This is a genomic window from Paenibacillus sp. HWE-109 (assembly GCF_022163125.1).
Taxonomy (GTDB): domain Bacteria; phylum Bacillota; class Bacilli; order Paenibacillales; family NBRC-103111; genus Paenibacillus_E.
In genome coordinates this window covers 8,069,500-8,087,136 of record NZ_CP091881.1, presented here as the reverse complement: position 1 = coordinate 8,087,136, position 17,637 = coordinate 8,069,500, and the positions used below count along the sequence as shown (strand labels likewise).

The window sequence follows — 17,637 nt, the reverse complement described above, 5'->3', positions numbered from 1 at the left end:
ATTAAAGTTTCTGCGTCTAATGTCTGCTTCCTATTGTTAGCCTTTTATTCAAAATAAACAACCCTGTCTTACAGACAGGGCCTACTCAAATTCAATATTCATTTTCCTGAAGTCGACCTTCAAACCATGCGCTTATTGAGTGATCATATTCTTCCACTACTGTCATTTCTTCGCCCGCAAGCAAGCTTGCAGGCCCGTGCATTTAATCCAACGCCTACAAAATCGGATAAATCCTACAATACCTAGCTCACCTAATTAAATCAGCGGCTCATAATTGCGTTTTCCATAAAGGATTCGCCGGATTTCCACAACATCATCGTACACAACATAAAAAACTAGATAATTTTCCACAACGAGCACACGATGTGCCGTCTCAAATTTACGATTGTTCTTATAGAGATGACCAGAATAAGGGAATTGCTCTAAATTTATTATGCTTTTATCTAGTTTATCAATAAGAGTGAGTGCAGCTTCAGGTGCAGCAAGCTCGTTGCTGATATAATCGACTATTTCAAGTAAATCTGATTGTGCCAGTTTAAGATAGCTTAACCTATATTTCTTCTCCATCAGCGCGGCTCCTCTAAGTGTGATTACTGTTCAGTCAGCAAACAACAAGAACCAGCAGCTCCATCAAGCCACCGGTTCTTGTTGTCAGATCTATATTCCTTTACTATCCTTTAGTTGCTTCTTTATTTTATCGAAAATCTCAAAGTGGCTATAACGTACATCTGAATTCTTCGCTTCGAGTTCCGCTTCTTTCAATTTTACATAAATCTCATTCTCGAGCTGTATACTCTCATATTGTTCAATACTCATGACAACCATATCACCATATCCATTTTTAGTAAGAAAAACTGGTTCACGGCTTTCGTGAACAATTTTGGATATTTCAGCAAAATTATTTCGCAGATCGGATACAGGTCTTATTTGCGGCATAACTCCCCCTCCTTCATATCCTTATTTTATCATAATTATGATAACGCAACAATGTCTTGAGCGTTTTCTTTAAGCTCTCTACTCCAACCCAATTCCCAATACCCTACTCCCCATATTAAAATACTCCCGCTCCAGCGTGACATTCACCTTACCTAACATCTTGCTCCCGCAATACTCTTTAGCAGCCTCACGGCCGCGTCGTCCACTCTTATGCTTTTTCAGGATTGTCCATAATAATGGAGTCCAATGTAGCCGACTAGTTCTTGCGCTAATTGATACAAAAAGAGCAACATCGAATTTCTCGAGGTCGCTCTTTTTGTATAAGTTAAATATTTTCTGACGGTCCAAGCAATATAGTCCGTTATCCGAATAACTTAGGATTCGGGCCGTATTGGTTTCAGTCCTAGGACTGCATCCAGTATCCCTAAAATGATAGAAGCGATCGCATTAAACAGCAGAAACATCCAGTATTCCTTGCGTCGCGCTCTGCCTGAAAACCCTACGTAATTTTTAAAACCTTCAAATACCATTCCATTTCTAGTCCTCCTTATACATAAAAAAACGATGAAATAATTATTGTCAACTCTATCTTGCGAAATTTCCACTAAAAAAGGATAAAGTTTTACATAATTCTCTATAAAGTTTCAGTAAAAATCGACATTTCCCCCCGCAATTTTATATCTCATTGTATAAATGTTATTATTTAGTCATTGATTTATTCTCATCTTTGTCTCAAAGGAGAACACACAATGAAGAATACGATTAGCAATTATTTAAATCTCATTGCTACAGTAAATGCAATCATACTGACGATTATTTTTTTGTTTTTCAATCCCTACAAACAAGAAGACATAAATTTAGGACATGTTATTTCACTTACTTGCTTGCTCATCTTGCCTTCGATTGTGAGCCTTTTGTTCTCTCTTATGAATAAGAAACTGTTAGCCATTATTGCCGCAATTATTACATTGCCATTGTGCTTATATTTTGGGGTTGCTAAGATTCCAAGTGTATTCAACCTTTACTTATTAACACCAATTCTTTATTTCCTTGGAACCAAATTTAGATTCTTTAGTGAGAAAGTTTGATAAGTAGTAAAAAGGAGACTGCATCCATACATGCAAATCTCCTTTTTGTTTTTTTATAACTTCCATTCGGTCCTGTCAATCCGCCTAAAAAAGTTACTTCAATATATCACCCTTTGTCGGAATACGGACTCCCTGAGGCATGTTAAAGGAAGATACGCCGGAGGACCGCTGTACGCCAGGATTCCGTATCGTGATGCTGATCTTCAGGTCGGTACCTCCCAAGTAGCTTGTTCCGTTGCCCGTTGGTATATTTTCTACAACTTCTCCATCATATACAAGCTTGCCATTATCGTACATCTTGCCGGTTCCGTTGGCATTTCCATTCACGAAATCCCCGTCGTAGGCAATCGCGCCATTCATATAAAATTTGCCTTTCCCCTCGTAAATACCATCCTGATGCTCTCCATCATAATAAAGCGTTCCGTATTCATAGAACTTGCCTTTCCCTGACATGACGCCAGAGGTGAACTGGCCTATATACTTATCCCGCTCATCATCAGAAATAAAAGTACCCGTTCCGTTGTATGTACCGTTCTTGAACGTTCCCTTATACCTTGTTTTTCCATTTGCATGGTATTCAACTCCCATTCCTTCAGGAATGACCGAATCTGGCGTAACCTGCCCAGCGTATTGCAGATAACCTTCGGGAGCATAAATTTTGGCATCCCCCAATTTATTATTCTCCGGACGTGTCATTTCCGAATACAAGCTGCCATCCTCGTTGTAACCTATGTCCTGAATGACTCCATTGACCCTTTTTCCTTCTGAGCGCAGTTTCCCGTCTTCGAAAAACGTTTTGCCGACCAGATTGACTTTCCCATTCACGAATTCACCTTCATAACGCTTTTGTCCGTTCGGGTAATAAGCTGCCCCTTGTCCATGCGCCACGCCATTAACTACCTCACCTATGTATTTGTATGTTATATCAGACATTTTGATCGTCGTTTCTTTCACAGCTGCGCTAGGCTTATCCGCTTTGGCAGGCACTGACGATGCCGCCGCTGGTATGCTGGCAGTTGTTGCCCCATTCTCTCCTGCCTTGGAGGCGTTACCTGGCACCGGTTCATTGGCAAGGACAGTTGAAGCGTTCTGACCAGGAGGTGTGGAGGAAGATAGTTCAGACTTTACGTAGACAGGCTTGTCCGTGACTTTCTCATACAGTTTGTAGCCCAATGTTCCACTAATAGCAAGAAGCGAACCTAACAACAAAATAGCGAGCATATTTCTCATGATGTCACCTCAAAAGATTATTTAATTTGGGATCTCATCTACCCGATGCGAATACATATATTCCCTGCATAGACATGACCTTTTTCTACGTTAGCATACTAAAGGTGATTTTGAAAGTTTCATTGGGGCGGTTGTGTTCGGCAGAAAAACAAAAAAACCTCCCATCTTGAGAGGTTGTGAGTACCGTGTTAATCCATTAGTCCTTTGAGTTTATTATCCAAAATCCCCTTCTCCAGCCTCAAATGAAGCAATTCCGTATCAAGATCCTGACCTATCGTATGAACCGAAGTAATAATGTCCTCTGCTGTAAGCAGGTGAATAGAATCTGCCTTCTCGGAGATGTAGGTTAGGATAATGTCTATTAGCTCTTTGCAAACACTGATTCTATGAATGAGTACTTGTTCCTCTTTAATGGCTTCATTGTATTTGGCAAGGATATCGTTCATGTGGCTCACCTCCGATGATAGGCAATGTTTATCCAACTTCTTTTCTGTTAATGCTGAGTTTAGTAGCTCACAATAGCTATCGCGCAGGCTCCTACAAAAATGTGGAAATGATCTCCTTTCTGTATCATCCTTTGTAAATCCAGTAAATTGGTACTTCGTCGCTAATATTTAAACTTATAAGTGTAATTATTAATAATATACACTATTAAAGGTCTGTTTGCTACATTATTTAAAACCTACTCTATTACTGAGGTGGTTATTATGGGTAACTTACGTAAATTAGTTGGCGAACGGATCAGAATGGTTCGCAAACAAAGAGGATTTTCACAAGAAAAGCTCGGAGAACTGGCTCAATTGAAGAATTCATATATTGGGGATGTCGAAAGAGGCGCTCGGAACATCTCACTTGACTCACTGGATAAAATTATTGCCGCTCTCGATACGGATCTTGGAGCTTTCTTCAATTTCAATGAAATTGATGTTACATCCAATGATTTTGATAAAACGGCAGTATTAGAGGTACACAAACAATTCCTTGAAGATAGAAGCGTTGATGAAATTAAGTTGATACATAAAATATCTAAGGATATTCTGCTTACGAAAAAATGAAATCAAAAGAGCGACTTCGAATTGGTTTTCGAGGTCGCTCTTTTGGTTTTATAGGTTAACTGTTTTCTGATGATCGTAGCAGTATACTTGTCCCGCAAATTTATTTGGACGTTCCAAGCAGTACTCCCTTACCTTCTCACTGACTTTCTTTCCACACTCAGCACACACAAATGATTCCACTTTCGCTTCAACAACTGTATTGATGTGTTGCGTTTGTCTAGCTCTTACAATTCTATGTTTTACAACAACATAACTAATCCGAATCAACAGCAATACGACAACTACGACAAACGCAGTATTTAAATCTGATTCATCTACCTTCAGAACATCTTCACCAGTTGTTTCAAAAACAAAATGTTCAATTATATAAACAAATGCTTTAAGCATTACAATGAGTCCCAGGGCACTAACTAAAAAAGTTGAAATTGTGAGTTTCTTACGTTTCATATTGTCAGCTCTTTTCATTCAAGTTTAAGATATACCCTTCTGGGCTTTCCATCGTTTTAATTTGTCATCTAACATTAGACCGTTAATCAATTTGATATTAAGCTTTTCAGCTGCTTCTTTGGCAACTCTTGTATAATTACTAGTCGTAACAATCCAAGCATCATAGCAACCGTGAACTTGTTTCCCTGCCTTTAGTCTTAGAACAATATCGTTCCCGACATCTCTCTTCCACCTTTTGCATTGCACGGCAATTTTGTAGCCTTCTTTGCCTTTTATTATCAAGTCAACCTCATGATCCCCTGATCCACCGATACGTTCTACCTGATAACCCTGATCTTTATAGTAAAGCATCATCAATCTCTCGAAATCTGTGCCCGAAAGTGAATGAATATTAACTTTAAGTAGCTCACTATCAGATAATACTTTTTTACTATTGCTAGGAGAGCTCTTCACAGGAGACGTAGTTCTTTGTTGTTTTCTAGCCTTCTTATCAGCCCTTCTTTTCTTCGTCCATCGGGCACCAAATATTTCACCGACCAGAACAGAAGAAAAGATAATCACAAAAAACATCCACCAGATTTCTTTTAAACTAGTGAAATAGAAAATTGAAATACCAGATAGAACACAAAATCCACGAACCAAGTAGGCTACTTGTCTTCCTTCTGCGTAATACGTTCTTGCCATTTCAGAACCACCTTTAAAGAGTATTATTGTAACGACATTCAAAACTTCAATAAAAACAATACAATATTCGACAATATTCCTGATTTTTCCTTTAATTCTAAATACTCCGGAGTATTGAACTAAGAAAACCCCTTAACTAGGCAACCCTCCAGACCCCTTCCTAGGAAAGTACTGGATTATGAACGATATCTGTAATGAGCCCCATAACATAGTTTCAAATAAAAAAAACACCCACAGGTGTTTTTTTATTTATTAATTCTACTCATAACTATTTACTTCATAAGCTGCCGCTTGCTCCGCAGCAAGTAACGCACTATCCGAGTAAGGCATATAAACAAACTCATGCTTCTTCTGTATTCTCCGAGTAAGATATTCTTTCAAATCAGGATCTACACAATAAACATAACAACCCTTTTGTCCTCTAGTCATTAATGTACGGTATGTATTCTTAATAATTTGATCAGCAATCTTTAATGCTTTATGCCTATCTTCCTTATGCATCTTTTTAAAACCAGAGAGTGACTTATCGGTTTTAGCACGTTTAAACGGATCTGTAATAAGTTCACCATTTCTATAACGCAAATCTTCACCTATAATGACACCAACATAGTTAAATTCCAGACCCTGCGAAGTATGAATGCAGCCTGCTTGTTCAACGGATTCCGGATCAATCGCCCATGTAGTTGTATTGTTTAAGTTCCAGCTCATGTGGAAATCATGCTCATCAATTGAAATATCATGGATGTTGCTATTGCCCTTCCCGTCAGACTTCCAATCCCAACAGTATCCTGCAACAATTCTAGCTTTATTATCAAGTTGGTTTTTCTCAAAAATTTGGTTCCTAAGCTCATTAGGATCGTCAAATATTTGAAAATCATATTCAATGTCAAATCCCTCGAAATTAGCAGTTTCTCGTATTCCCAATACATCATCCAACCATGCTAAATAACTATCTGAACCGTTGCATCGAAATTGTGATTCTAGTTCCATTTCAACAATCTCAGCCCCATACTGCAAGGCATAGTTCTTAATCTGCTCTTTGTTTCCAACATCATGCATTGCAATTTTTTGATACTCATCAATGAAAAAAACAGAGAACTTGGCAGCATGAATAATTTCCTTCATTTGATTCTCGCCCTTATTTTTGAATAAACCCGACTTCTCGTTCAATCGATGAGCTTCATCTACAATTAATACATCTAACTCATTATTTATCGACTCATAGAAGACGCCTGATCCCTTAAACATATTGGTGATGAATGCCTTTTTATGATTCTTCTGAAGTTTTTTTGTATATACTTCTCTTGGGGCGCTGTTCTTGGTCACATACTGGCACAGAAGATCCTTAGAGGTTAGATTAACTAGAAGATTTATTCCTAGTACTGATTTCCCTGTTCCAGGCCCTCCCTCAACAATAAGCACTTGTTTTTTATCGGAGGTGTGAGCTTTCATAGCCATATGAATAGCTGTCTCAAACACAACTTTCTGCTCATCAATCATCATAAATTCGTCGTTACCATCTAACATTCCTAGCAACGCATCTTGTAGAGATTTTGAGGGCTTTATTTTGCCATGCTCAATGAGATATAAGAGTTTTTTATGATCTGTTTTCTTAATATACGTTGAGATAAACCCTCTTAGCTTTAAAGCATCTCCTTTAGTAAAAACAGGTGCTTCAGTTACATATTTCTCATAGAGCGCATCAGTCAAGGGGTCATTGTTAGTTTGAATGTAGTTATGCAAATAGGCACAGGGATATAAGGATATTTGTTCATTTCTAACCGTCTCATTATATTCTGTAATTAAGTTTGCATAGGTCAAAGCCTGATAGGATGGATGAGTCATTTCCCTCAATCCGCGTCCAACATAAGTTTCTACCACACCATCCTTATGTTCAACTACACTTATATGCTGCCATTGCTTTAATTCAATGATAACAACAGAGTTCTGATTATTTTCATCTAATCCAGTCAAAATAAAATCTATTCTTCTGCCATTAGCTGGCACCTTATATTCAATAGCAATCGTAATATCATTTGGGATTTGGCAAGTATTAAGCACCTTATACATGTAATTCATCGAGTTGTTCCACGAATTGATTTCACTTGCAGAGGTGCGGCCCATTTTTTCCACCATTGACTCAAAAATCTTAACCGCAATACTATCTTCAGTTACATGATCCATGAACTCTTCTTTGGTTGCTTCATAAATAATCATAGATGACTACCCTCTATTCTCATTCCTCAGAATACTTCTTCGCTGTACCCTTAGATTTATCTACGGGGTATTTCTTCGCATTCTTATCTATTTTATTTAAAATCGCCGATTCAATATCAATCTCTAAATCATGGGCAATCATGAGCGAATAAATCAACACATCAGCTAATTCATCTTTAATCTGCTCCATGTTCTGTTTGAGTGCCTCAGAGCTATCTTTCCACTGAAAATTCTCTAGCAATTCGCTTGCTTCTAATGTTAAAGAGATAGCGAGATCCTTCGGGTTATGGAACTGTTTCCAATCCCGTTCATCTCTAAACTCAATAATTTTCTTTATAATAGCATCCATTTCATAGCCCTCCATTCTACTCCAACCCAATCCCCAAAACATTACTTCCCAAATCCAAATGCTCCCGATCCAGCGTAACCTTAACCTTACCCGCACGCCGCTTCTCACGCCAATCCTGCAACTCCTCGTCAGTTTCCAAACGAAGCTCAGAAACTTCCTTAGCCCTATTAAACATATAATCCGTCGTATATAAAATCCGATATATCCCATGCCCCGCGGGAACAATAGCTGCCTCTCTTTTTACCCACTCTTCTACCTCAAAAACAACATAAAGCTCATCCGTAGCACCTCTACTGGAGGGGATAGCCGTTATTGCAGAGCGTGGAACAACCTTCCAATCCTTCACTTTGCCGTACCAGGAAATGCCCGCTTCCTCTGTCCCAAACAAACGAATTGACTGATACAAAGCGACGAATTCCAATCTGGTCAGCACCTTATGGTCGGTTATATTACGAAGTGGTGTATGGTAAAAACCATGCTCAAGCGCAGCCTCCAATTGAGGCTTTTTGCTCAAAGCCCCCACCAACACATTTTTTCCGGACAACTTATTCCCGTAGTACTCTTTGGTACCTCTCGGTCGCGTCGTCCGCTCGTAGGCTTTCTCCGGACTATCCATAATAATCTCGTCCAAAAACTTCTCCATCAAGCTCGTCGAATTCGGCAAAAAAGGAAAAGCCCCAATATTAATGAGCTCCACACTCTTATAAAACTTATGCTGCTGGAAACGCTCTTCATCATGATAGGGAAACAACACATACGCCCCAAACATGCTGCGTTCATACTCTTTACCCTGCCCCTCCGAATACACAATCGCATCTCGATAACGATGCATCGTATTGATATCATCCTCTTCGGGGCCCGGCATCCGATATCGCTCGAAATAAGGAGTCCCCTCATAAGCAGGGTTAATGCGATACTTAGCATCGAAAATATACTTATACTCCGCCGCGGCGTCATTCTTCTTCAACGTAAGCACATTATCCGGCCGCTGCGCCAGCGTCTGACTCCGGTCCCCTTTAGGCAATGCGTTATAAAAGAGGGTAAATATCTCCCCGTTCATTGGGTTTTTATATACCATCTTCGCCTGCTGCGATTTATCCAACGTAACGAACAGTCCACTCCGATTAATGCGGATGATATCCTGTTTAAGCAGTTCATACTTCTTGCTTAAAAGATGATGTATCTTCAAAAAGCACCAGTATTCATAGAGTTGGGCCAAATCTTTCATAGATAGACGGAACAGATCATTCTGGATCGACAAACCTTTTAACAACATTAAATAATATCGATATACTTCTCGGTAGCCCGATGCCATCTGCAAGACCAGAGAAATCGAAAGCTGCTTCATCTCACCAACTCGCAGAAAATCATGCTGCAACAGCCGTTGCACCTGACTCATCATCAAGTTGAGTTTCTTCGTAAGCTCAGGGTCTTGGGCACGACCTTTTTCAGCTAGACGTACTTTAACATCCTTCAACTTCTGCCCAATTCGTACGAGCACCCATTTCACAAAACGATTCTCGGCAGTATCATAATCAACATGACGTCTGCTCTCTAACAAATGTGTCGGAGTAAAACGCTGGCCATCAACCTCAATAATGCCGTTCACCGAGTCCTTGGCTAGGAGCTGTGGTCGTTTGGCTAGGAAAGCAATGTTCTCTTTTCCTGCTCTTTTTACACGCGCTGCATCTACCAGACGATTCTCGCTCTGGAGCTTAGCATGAGGCGATAGCTTAATTCTCTCTATAGCCTGCACAAGCTGCGCAAACACATGCTGCAAAATCGTAAAATACTCCGTCAAACTCTGATGATTCGTTTCTTTCAATCCCGTCAGATTGTACGTTTTACGCAGAAAATCAAAAGATAGATTATAAATTTGCTCATTAACATCATTAAGAATCATTTGATAGTCATTCTTATAATCTATTTTGGCCGGAAAAATCTCCAATTGCAGACGAAAAATAGCCTCTCCATTCAATCGAAGCTCAAGTTCAGAGAGGCCAACTTCATTTTGAAAATTAAGAATTCCCGACAAAATCATTTTTCCAAGTGGTTTAATAGCTTGTCTCACAAGAATGTTATCATGATGAAATGTTAAGGGGATATCCGCCTTCTTCTCGATAACCAACTCATAGGCCTGAGTTTCATAAAAAGTCGGCGAACATGCATCGCCCGAACTCCAACTTTGAAGTGCACCCTGTTCATGGGAGAATACGGAAATAGTCTCAATGACCAAAGAGTCTGCAAGCGGTGCAGCATGAAAATGGGCATCTACCCACGCCTCATCCTCTTTCCGATGAAGATTAAGCGTCTCAACCGTTGGATGAAACGGTTTGCCCTGAATATAGAGATTGAACAGATTCGTCTCGATTCGAAGTAACTCCGTACTTTGATTAAGAGAGCCAGTATGAGGTAAAGCCATCTTCTTCTAACCTCCGTAGCATGAAGGCGATTTTTCTTGCGCTTTGTGGATATTTGGCAGCGGCTAGCGTTTCCATGGATAAATACAGTTTCGAGGCATCTTCCATGTATTCCGAAATAGGCAAGCTCCGATCCTGAGTCACTTGCATTAATTGAAGCAAAGCTTTCTTCACAGATGAACTGCTCCCCTGGATACGAGGCAAAATCTTCTGCAACAACTGCATATCAAATGCCGCTTCCTTACTAAGCAACGCAAACCGCTCATTATAAATCATATAAAAACACACCGCATCCCGAATCCTGAACCCTACATGCGAATGAATCTGTTCCAAAATGCCATTGATTTTGACCAACAACTCCGTCGTCTCTTCGGTTAACTGCTTGTAGTCACGATAAACATCTACCAACTGCAGGTACTCACTTCGTAATAAGGCATTAGGTGGCAGAGCAGTAGCCCCATCTGCCAGTTCTGTTTCAATCGATGGATACTGACCAAGATCTATATAGTTAAACTCGATGGTGTTGGCGCGATCCAATACCTTTTTGCTAAAAGGATGCGTCGTCTCATCCATATTCACTGTTCCCACGATGTACACATTGTCTGGCAAATGTAAGTTGCCGTACACTTCTTTATCTGACTCATTTTGCAGCGAGTCCTTATGTATAAGTGGCGTTGTTACAATCCGCTGGTTATCCCACTCTTGCGTCTCAAGTACACTCAGCAAATCACTGAAATAATGCTCAACCCTTGCCAAATTCATCTCATCTAAGCATATAAAATAGGGCTTATGTTGATTTTCGGGTTTTGAAGCCTCAACCAACACTTCCGTTAACTTCCCCGGACGAAAAGCCCCAGACAAATCTTTATAACCCAAGAGATCTGATGGATCGCTCCAATCTGGTCTCACGGGAATCAAAGAGAATTGGCCATTACTCGCTGTTGCTCCAACTGCCTCAGCGAATAGCTTTACGAGCTTTGTTTTGCCTGTGCCGGAGACACCTGCCAAGATGACGAATGGCTTTGCTTTTAGAGATAGGAAGAAGTTCTCGATCCAGTGGTTGGGGTACATAAACCCTTTGCCGGCGATGAAGTTCTTGATCGTGGTTATTCGTTCAATTACTGTTAGTTCATCTACTAGAGGTGTGAATAAATAGTCATATTCCTCAGATCCAGAAGATTCGATTTCAGAATAATCTATACCATTTTTAATTTCTTGCATCTTATCCCAAACAGGTCTAAATATATCAAAATAGCGAAAGATCTTTTCTTCTAGATTAAATTCTGCTCCTAAAAGTTCTTCTTGTTTGAAATAACGAGTGATCCCTGACTTTGCTCCCGTTTTTTCGCGTATTCGGTTTAGAAACTCATCCATATTTGAAATACTTTGACTACTAGTATTTAGCCATTCCGCTGTAAGAACAAAGCCTTCTTGCTGAAGTAATTTTTCTATTATTTCACGATATGAATTATTTTCAAGGATCTCAAGAAACTTTCGTTCCATTAATCGCATTCTTTGTTCTTTTTCTTCCTTTTTCCAATTCTCTATTTTGCCAGAAGATGTACCCCCAGAACCAAAACAAAAAGTAACTTCAAATACTCCCTTTTGGAAAACCCAAGAGTATTGAAAACTAAATGATTTATCATTGTCGATAGAAATACCTGACCATAAGTAATCCTTTGGTTGATTTCCATAGTATGTAGGACTACCTATTCTTGCTGTGATTATATGATCATCTAGCTTTTCTTTTTTCATAAACAAATTCGCAAATTCATTAGCTATTTTGTTATAAGTAACAAGTTTATTTTCATATTGTTGACGTAATTTCTTCATTAAAGCTTTTTTCTCTTCAATCGAACTAGAATTTCCTTGAATACTATTAATTTGAAATGATATCTGCTGATATGTTTCAAATAATTCGTTATTTAATATTTGGTTTATACTCAAGATAGTCCTCCCCACGCTAAATAAAAATCCAACTCATCTAATTTGGCCTAGAACCCTAACCAAAGAAATGACTTGGATATTAGCTATTAGTGCTCAATATTTTCAAGTAGTAACTATTACTTTAATTTCTTTTAATGCTTTTAATTATCACTCTCATCTTCATTAAATATTACACCAAGAAAGTTTTCAATATAATTAGACTCTTTAAAAAACATTTCATTGACTCCCGCTCTGGACTGATACGCGATATACTTATTCATAATATTTTGTACATAATCTCTTTTCAATGTCATTAGGTTTTTAAACAACTCACCATCATGAACTGCACTTTTATCGAAAGTTTCAATTTGGTAAAATTTCCACTTAATAAAAATCAATTGATCTCCCTCAATTGGCAGAGCAGAACAGTGATATTTTGCGTTTGATTTTTTAATCTCATCTTTATCATTTGTAGCTTCTCCAACAATAAATTTATACTTATTATCAATATCTTCTGGTCGAAAAGTATCACATAAGGGTGTTATACACAGATAATACTTACCATTAATATTTTTTAATATGCTACCTGTTTGAATAACGTTATCATCTGAGTACTTCATAAGATGTGTAAATCTAATAGTTTGAGCCAAAAAAGATTGTTTGAAATTATCGTTAGTACCACCTTGCAACTTGGTCTCGTAAATAAAGTTATCCCATAAAGTCAGAAATAGCACAGCTTCTCTGACCATTTTAATATGTCTTTTATCATTAATTTGAACGTACTTTTTACAATTTAAATCTATCATAGATATAAAACTCTCCAGGGAATTTACATTTGGGTCCGTTAAAATAGCTGTTATTTCATCCATAAATTTTGGTTTAATATATTCATTTATTATCAGATTTTTCGCGTCTCTGGACAAAGCCAATGTTGTACTTAAATATTCAATATCCGGCTGGTTTAAGGGATGTTGAATTAAAGCTGCAAGAAGTTTTTCTTTTTTTCTTTCAAATAAAAAGTGAGTTTCTGTATCATTAGCATCATCAAGAAGACCGGATAATAAGGTATTATTAATAAATCGAGAAATTTTCTGATTAGGAATCTCCGAAGTTAGAATTTGAGTAAACATTACTTTTTCAAATGGCGCATTAAATTTCTGAAGCGTTTTGTGCAATTCTTGATCAAGTTTATTAGCGCAAGCCATAAAATGTAGCGTCGTACTCTTATCCTTCATAAGAGTCTCAACAATTTTATTAATTATCTCATCTGGGGATAGCTGTTTATCCATGATAAATCCAAATAAAGAAGAATCTCCATACATATTTTTATCTTGAAAAAAGAAATTAGCCCCATCTATTACTTCATATTCCTCATTAATTTTATTCAAAACATCATTTCTGTTTTCTTGTGTATAAATAACAACACACCTCAAACCGTTTTCCTTTTCAAGAAATTTTTTTATAATTTGACGTGTTGCCTGTCCCATTTCCGTCGTAGAAGTTGCTCCCGTAATATCTTCAAGATTCCAATCGACAATTAAAATTTTTGTATGAACTAATAACTCTGATATATTATCGATTTGTCTCTTCATCTTTTGATTCGATTTATATTGAATTGGGTGTGTAATTATCCCCGTTTTAATAAAGTTTTTGTACACTTCATGAGGTTTATGGAATGATTTAATCTCAGCTAGCCCAGAACTTTCTTCGGTTGCAGCTATTTCTAGTAGCGCCATTTCATCTTCCTGAGAAAGAACTATCTCATTATCTTTTATTTTTGTAGTTTTAGTTTTGCGTGAACTATACGCTTTCTTCATGTCCATTTGGTCATCAATAATAATAGCATTATTAAAATAATCTCTAACGGTTTTTTCAACGAACTTTAATGCAAGTTGTGTCATTTTCTTTGTAGCCCCTTAGTTAGTATTTAATGTAATACAAAAGCAAGCTCCCTTAAAAGGCCTTGGCTCTAAACCAGGTGTAATAACATCCAATTCATGTCCTTTGGTCCTTAATATATCTCTTGATAAAAACAATCCTAGACCCCGTCCACCAGATCTTTTGGTGAAAAACGGATCAAATATCCTATCTCGATCTCTATAGTCAATGCCTGAACCCGAATCATGAATATAAATCCTATTGTGTTCTTCTTGTAACGTATAAAAATGAATTTCTCTCGTTTTTTGATTTAGCGTCCAATATATCGCATTAGAGATTAGATTAATAATCGGCGTAAATAAGATTACCTCGGCTTCTTTTACTGTTAAGTTTGGTGGAATATCATTAAATATCTTTACATCATATCTACTTAAATCTGTTAAAAAGTAATCAACCGTATTTTGTATAAAATCTCTAAGAACTATTTCACTCTTCCTATTCCTAGTCTGGCGATATAAAGGACTCATCCGTTGATGCAGCTTTTCCAATGATGAAAAAGCTTTATTGGTTTTTTCAACAATTGGCAAGACTTTTGTTTGTTTAAGCGCTTTTGTTAATAATGACAGACTTTCTCTAATAGATCCGTATAACGAATTGAATTCATGTCCTGTTATCTCTGCCGCTAGACCAACTGCGGATAAATCTCGATACAAATCAATTTCTTTTTTTAGTTGACCAATATATGTATCATCATCTAACATTTTTTTCTCTGATAAGTTATTATCCAAGGTATTAACCATTTTTTTTATATATTTTATTTTTTCTGACTCCTGGATATTATCATTGTATTTTGTAAGAATGTCTTGTATTTCTACACTAATTTCTGAGAAATCCTTAATTCTTTTTTCCGCATTAGTAATAGTGTCTTCCATAATAGAGGACTCTCTTGAAGTAACTAGCACATCACGAAGATTAACTATACTAGGTAACATCGTATTCATTCGGCCATTAACGTCGTTAAATATGGAGGTTAGATTATTAATTTCTTCAATTACCATAAATTGAATTTTTCTTTTTAGCCCAGTTAACCGCTCTTCAAAATAATCTTTTTGTACAGACTCTATATTTTTTATAAGTTTTGGATAACTTTCAGTAATCCACTTTTTAGCATAATCTAGTTGATTAATGACTAAATCGACATGCCTATTATTCTCTTCTTTAACTGGATTTTCTTTATTACTTAATAGTATATTTGTGGATAATTCATTAATTTTTTCATTCACATATGATCTAAGCTCTTGTACTTGTTCATTTAATTTTTGATTGCAACTGTCTAATAAATCAATCACTTCAAAATCATGTTCATATCTATTATTTAAGGAAAACTTTAATTGTTGCATTTCATCAACCATACTAAATAAAGATAGTCTTAGTTCCAATAAATTTGTATTTATAGAAACAGAGTTCTCCCATCTTTCTTTTTTCAATTGGTTCAAATTTATTTCTTGGTTAATTTTTTTTATAATTTTTTTATGAAGCACATCATTTTCACTTTTAAAGTTCTTTAAATATTTTTCTAGCTCTATTAAATATTTATTTTCCTTCCTTTTCTCTTCAAGTTTTTGTTGCCTTTGTTCTTCCTCTTTTTTAACTTGCTGAATGTGTTGTTCCCTTTTGCCATTGCCTGACCTATTAGTTCCTAGATGGTCTACTGCCCACCAAACCAGAAGATTTATTATGATTGTTCTAAAATATTCATAATACCCATTTTCAATAAATCCTTCTCTACTTGATTTATCCTGCAAATTTGGATTAAATTCCTTATTTATTTCTATATAACCGTACATCCTTCTAAAACTAAATAAATATGTTCTCATTGATTTACTTCGACGTTCTTCCATATTTAAAAAATCGTTACCCGGTTCTCCATATGGAAGAATTCTCAATTTATCTCTAAAAACATATATCCCTCCAACCACATCTAATTTATCTTTTAGCATCTTATGTTGATCTTTTGGAATACAAGATAGTGACTCAAGTCCTTCGACGAAAAACCAACTTATCTTTATAGGACCGCAATCTTTAAAGCGATCAAAATTCATTCCTGCTGTAAGCTTGTCTCTGCTAGCAATTACTTTTTCGGATTGTTTATTGGTACCAATATAAGAATGCCCCTCAAATCGTCCATCATTAATTACACCCTTCAATGCATAATCATATAAATTAATTTCATCTTCATTTATTGATGTCTTGTTTTCTAATTTAATTCCATCAATATGAATTTTTGGTACAAAACTATTTTTTTTCTCTTCTGTCACGTCTATATCATCTTTCTCTATCTCTTCTTCAAACATATCAATGAAGTTATGGAAAGAAATAAGCATATCCTTTAACCGTTGTTTTCTTCTAACTAAACTCTCATCTTCAATTTGAGTATTATAAATACTCCAATCCCACATATCATCCATAGATTTGATATAAAACAATGTTCCCCCGTTTTTTATTTCTATTAAACGGATTCTATTAATAATTTCGTTTGTTATTTGGAATGAATTTATTTCACTGGTTACCTTGTCGATATCTTCATCAGACCACTTGTCCTTATCTGAAAAGTTCATTAGAAGAATACTCTTTAAATCCTGCATATTGTTTTGCAAATATGATATCAAGTCATTAATTGACTCAAACCCGAGTACTGGTATATCTATATCCTCTAAGAATAAATTCTCATTACGAAAAATTTCCCAGTGCAAGTACATAAGCGACCACTGTCCATGTGCCTCTTCCTCTTGGGGCTTCTTTTTAGAGACTAACAATAATTGGTTACCTAGTAATGAAATCGCTAATCTTCCAATCCCTTTTTCCCCTATTTTAACTCTATCTTTTTTAGTTTTTATTATCTTTTTAGTCTTTTTCGAAAAGGTACCTAATGTAAGCCAGTTATTTTGTAAATCCGAAGTACTCATGCCATCTCCATCATCCCAAACAAGAATCCTTTCCTGAGCTGTATCTACATCAACGAGTCCTTCGCTTGCATCAGCATCATATGAATTTCTTAGTAATTCAGATATAGCAGTAACCTCATCTCTGATCTGCTGTTTTCCAAGCAAATCTACTGCCCTTGCTCTAGTCCTAAACTTAGCCATACTATCACCCCTAATTTGATTCTTATAGACTACTCCATTTATTCCATATTTATGATATTATTCTACGTTATCTTTTCCATCCCTCTTTTCGACAAGTTATGTCTCATATATATCTCTCTTCCCGTTGAATATATTCTTGAATATATATAATCTAATTATCTTTATTACAAATTGCCAAGAGATCTTCATTCTTCCCCTTTCCTAATACGACAAAAAAGCCCTAGCTTTAAGGCAGAGGCTTGCGGATAAGGATTCTTGTTG

At 36.7% G+C, this 17,637-nt stretch carries 14 protein-coding genes and 1 pseudogene; 2 read left to right on the top strand and 13 right to left on the bottom strand.

Annotated elements, in window-relative coordinates; genetic code table 11:
- Positions 1 to 255: 255 nt before the first annotated feature.
- From LOZ80_RS34900 to LOZ80_RS34890, 3 genes and pseudogenes are all read right to left on the bottom strand, one after another.
- Positions 256 to 567: a type II toxin-antitoxin system RelE/ParE family toxin gene (locus LOZ80_RS34900; RefSeq protein ID WP_238168817.1), complete on the bottom strand. Its 312-nt coding sequence runs from the start codon at positions 565 to 567 to the stop codon at positions 256 to 258.
- A 90-nt stretch (positions 568 to 657) separates the two neighbouring features.
- The gene (locus LOZ80_RS34895) at positions 658 to 936 is read right to left on the bottom strand and encodes a type II toxin-antitoxin system Phd/YefM family antitoxin (RefSeq protein ID WP_238168816.1); all 279 of its coding nucleotides are present in this window, start codon (positions 934 to 936) and stop codon (positions 658 to 660) included.
- Positions 937 to 1,334: 398 nt separating this feature from the next.
- Positions 1,335 to 1,471: pseudogene (locus tag LOZ80_RS34890) on the bottom strand (DUF805 domain-containing protein); the annotation flags it as partial.
- Positions 1,472 to 1,685: 214 nt separating this feature from the next.
- Here LOZ80_RS34890 and LOZ80_RS34885 point away from each other — a divergent pair.
- Positions 1,686 to 2,024 carry a hypothetical protein gene (locus tag LOZ80_RS34885; RefSeq protein ID WP_238168815.1) on the top strand — a complete coding sequence of 113 codons (339 nt, stop codon included), beginning with the start codon at positions 1,686 to 1,688 and terminating at the stop codon, positions 2,022 to 2,024.
- A gap of 93 nt (positions 2,025 to 2,117) precedes the next feature.
- Here the strand turns inward: LOZ80_RS34885 and LOZ80_RS34880 are convergent, their stop codons facing one another.
- Positions 2,118 to 3,254 (bottom strand): MORN repeat-containing protein, encoded by a 1,137-nt coding sequence (locus tag LOZ80_RS34880; protein WP_238168814.1) that lies wholly within the window; start codon positions 3,252 to 3,254, stop codon positions 2,118 to 2,120.
- A gap of 188 nt (positions 3,255 to 3,442) precedes the next feature.
- Entirely contained in the window at positions 3,443 to 3,700 is a 258-nt protein-coding gene (locus LOZ80_RS34875; RefSeq protein ID WP_238168813.1) for a hypothetical protein, read from the bottom strand.
- Positions 3,701 to 3,961: 261 nt separating this feature from the next.
- On the opposite strand from LOZ80_RS34875, the gene LOZ80_RS34870 reads away from it, so the two are divergent.
- The gene (locus LOZ80_RS34870) at positions 3,962 to 4,309 is read left to right on the top strand and encodes a helix-turn-helix domain-containing protein (protein WP_238168812.1); all 348 of its coding nucleotides are present in this window, start codon (positions 3,962 to 3,964) and stop codon (positions 4,307 to 4,309) included.
- 48 nt (positions 4,310 to 4,357) lie between these two features.
- Here the strand turns inward: LOZ80_RS34870 and LOZ80_RS34865 are convergent, their stop codons facing one another.
- From LOZ80_RS34865 to LOZ80_RS34830, 8 genes are all read right to left on the bottom strand, one after another.
- The gene (locus LOZ80_RS34865) at positions 4,358 to 4,756 is read right to left on the bottom strand and encodes a hypothetical protein (protein ID WP_238168811.1); all 399 of its coding nucleotides are present in this window, start codon (positions 4,754 to 4,756) and stop codon (positions 4,358 to 4,360) included.
- A gap of 24 nt (positions 4,757 to 4,780) precedes the next feature.
- Positions 4,781 to 5,440 carry a restriction endonuclease gene (locus LOZ80_RS34860; protein WP_238168810.1) on the bottom strand — a complete coding sequence of 220 codons (660 nt, stop codon included), beginning with the start codon at positions 5,438 to 5,440 and terminating at the stop codon, positions 4,781 to 4,783.
- A gap of 258 nt (positions 5,441 to 5,698) precedes the next feature.
- On the bottom strand, positions 5,699 to 7,657 hold the full coding sequence (locus tag LOZ80_RS34855) for a DUF2075 domain-containing protein (RefSeq protein WP_238168809.1): 1,959 nt from the start codon (positions 7,655 to 7,657) through the stop codon (positions 5,699 to 5,701).
- Between the two features lie 19 nt (positions 7,658 to 7,676).
- Positions 7,677 to 8,006: a nucleotide pyrophosphohydrolase gene (locus LOZ80_RS34850; protein WP_238168808.1), complete on the bottom strand. Its 330-nt coding sequence runs from the start codon at positions 8,004 to 8,006 to the stop codon at positions 7,677 to 7,679.
- A 16-nt stretch (positions 8,007 to 8,022) separates the two neighbouring features.
- Positions 8,023 to 10,428 carry a restriction endonuclease-like protein gene (locus tag LOZ80_RS34845; RefSeq protein ID WP_238168807.1) on the bottom strand — a complete coding sequence of 802 codons (2,406 nt, stop codon included), beginning with the start codon at positions 10,426 to 10,428 and terminating at the stop codon, positions 8,023 to 8,025.
- Positions 10,400 to 12,373 (bottom strand): McrB family protein, encoded by a 1,974-nt coding sequence (locus tag LOZ80_RS34840; RefSeq protein WP_238168806.1) that lies wholly within the window; start codon positions 12,371 to 12,373, stop codon positions 10,400 to 10,402. Before LOZ80_RS34840 ends, LOZ80_RS34845 begins: the two co-directional genes overlap by 29 nt.
- A 140-nt stretch (positions 12,374 to 12,513) precedes the next feature.
- Positions 12,514 to 14,253, bottom strand: coding sequence for a response regulator receiver domain (locus LOZ80_RS34835; protein WP_238168805.1), 1,740 nt, complete (start codon positions 14,251 to 14,253; stop codon positions 12,514 to 12,516).
- Positions 14,254 to 14,268: 15 nt separating this feature from the next.
- Positions 14,269 to 17,376: an ATP-binding protein gene (locus LOZ80_RS34830; protein ID WP_238168804.1), complete on the bottom strand. Its 3,108-nt coding sequence runs from the start codon at positions 17,374 to 17,376 to the stop codon at positions 14,269 to 14,271.
- Positions 17,377 to 17,637 lie beyond the last annotated feature (261 nt).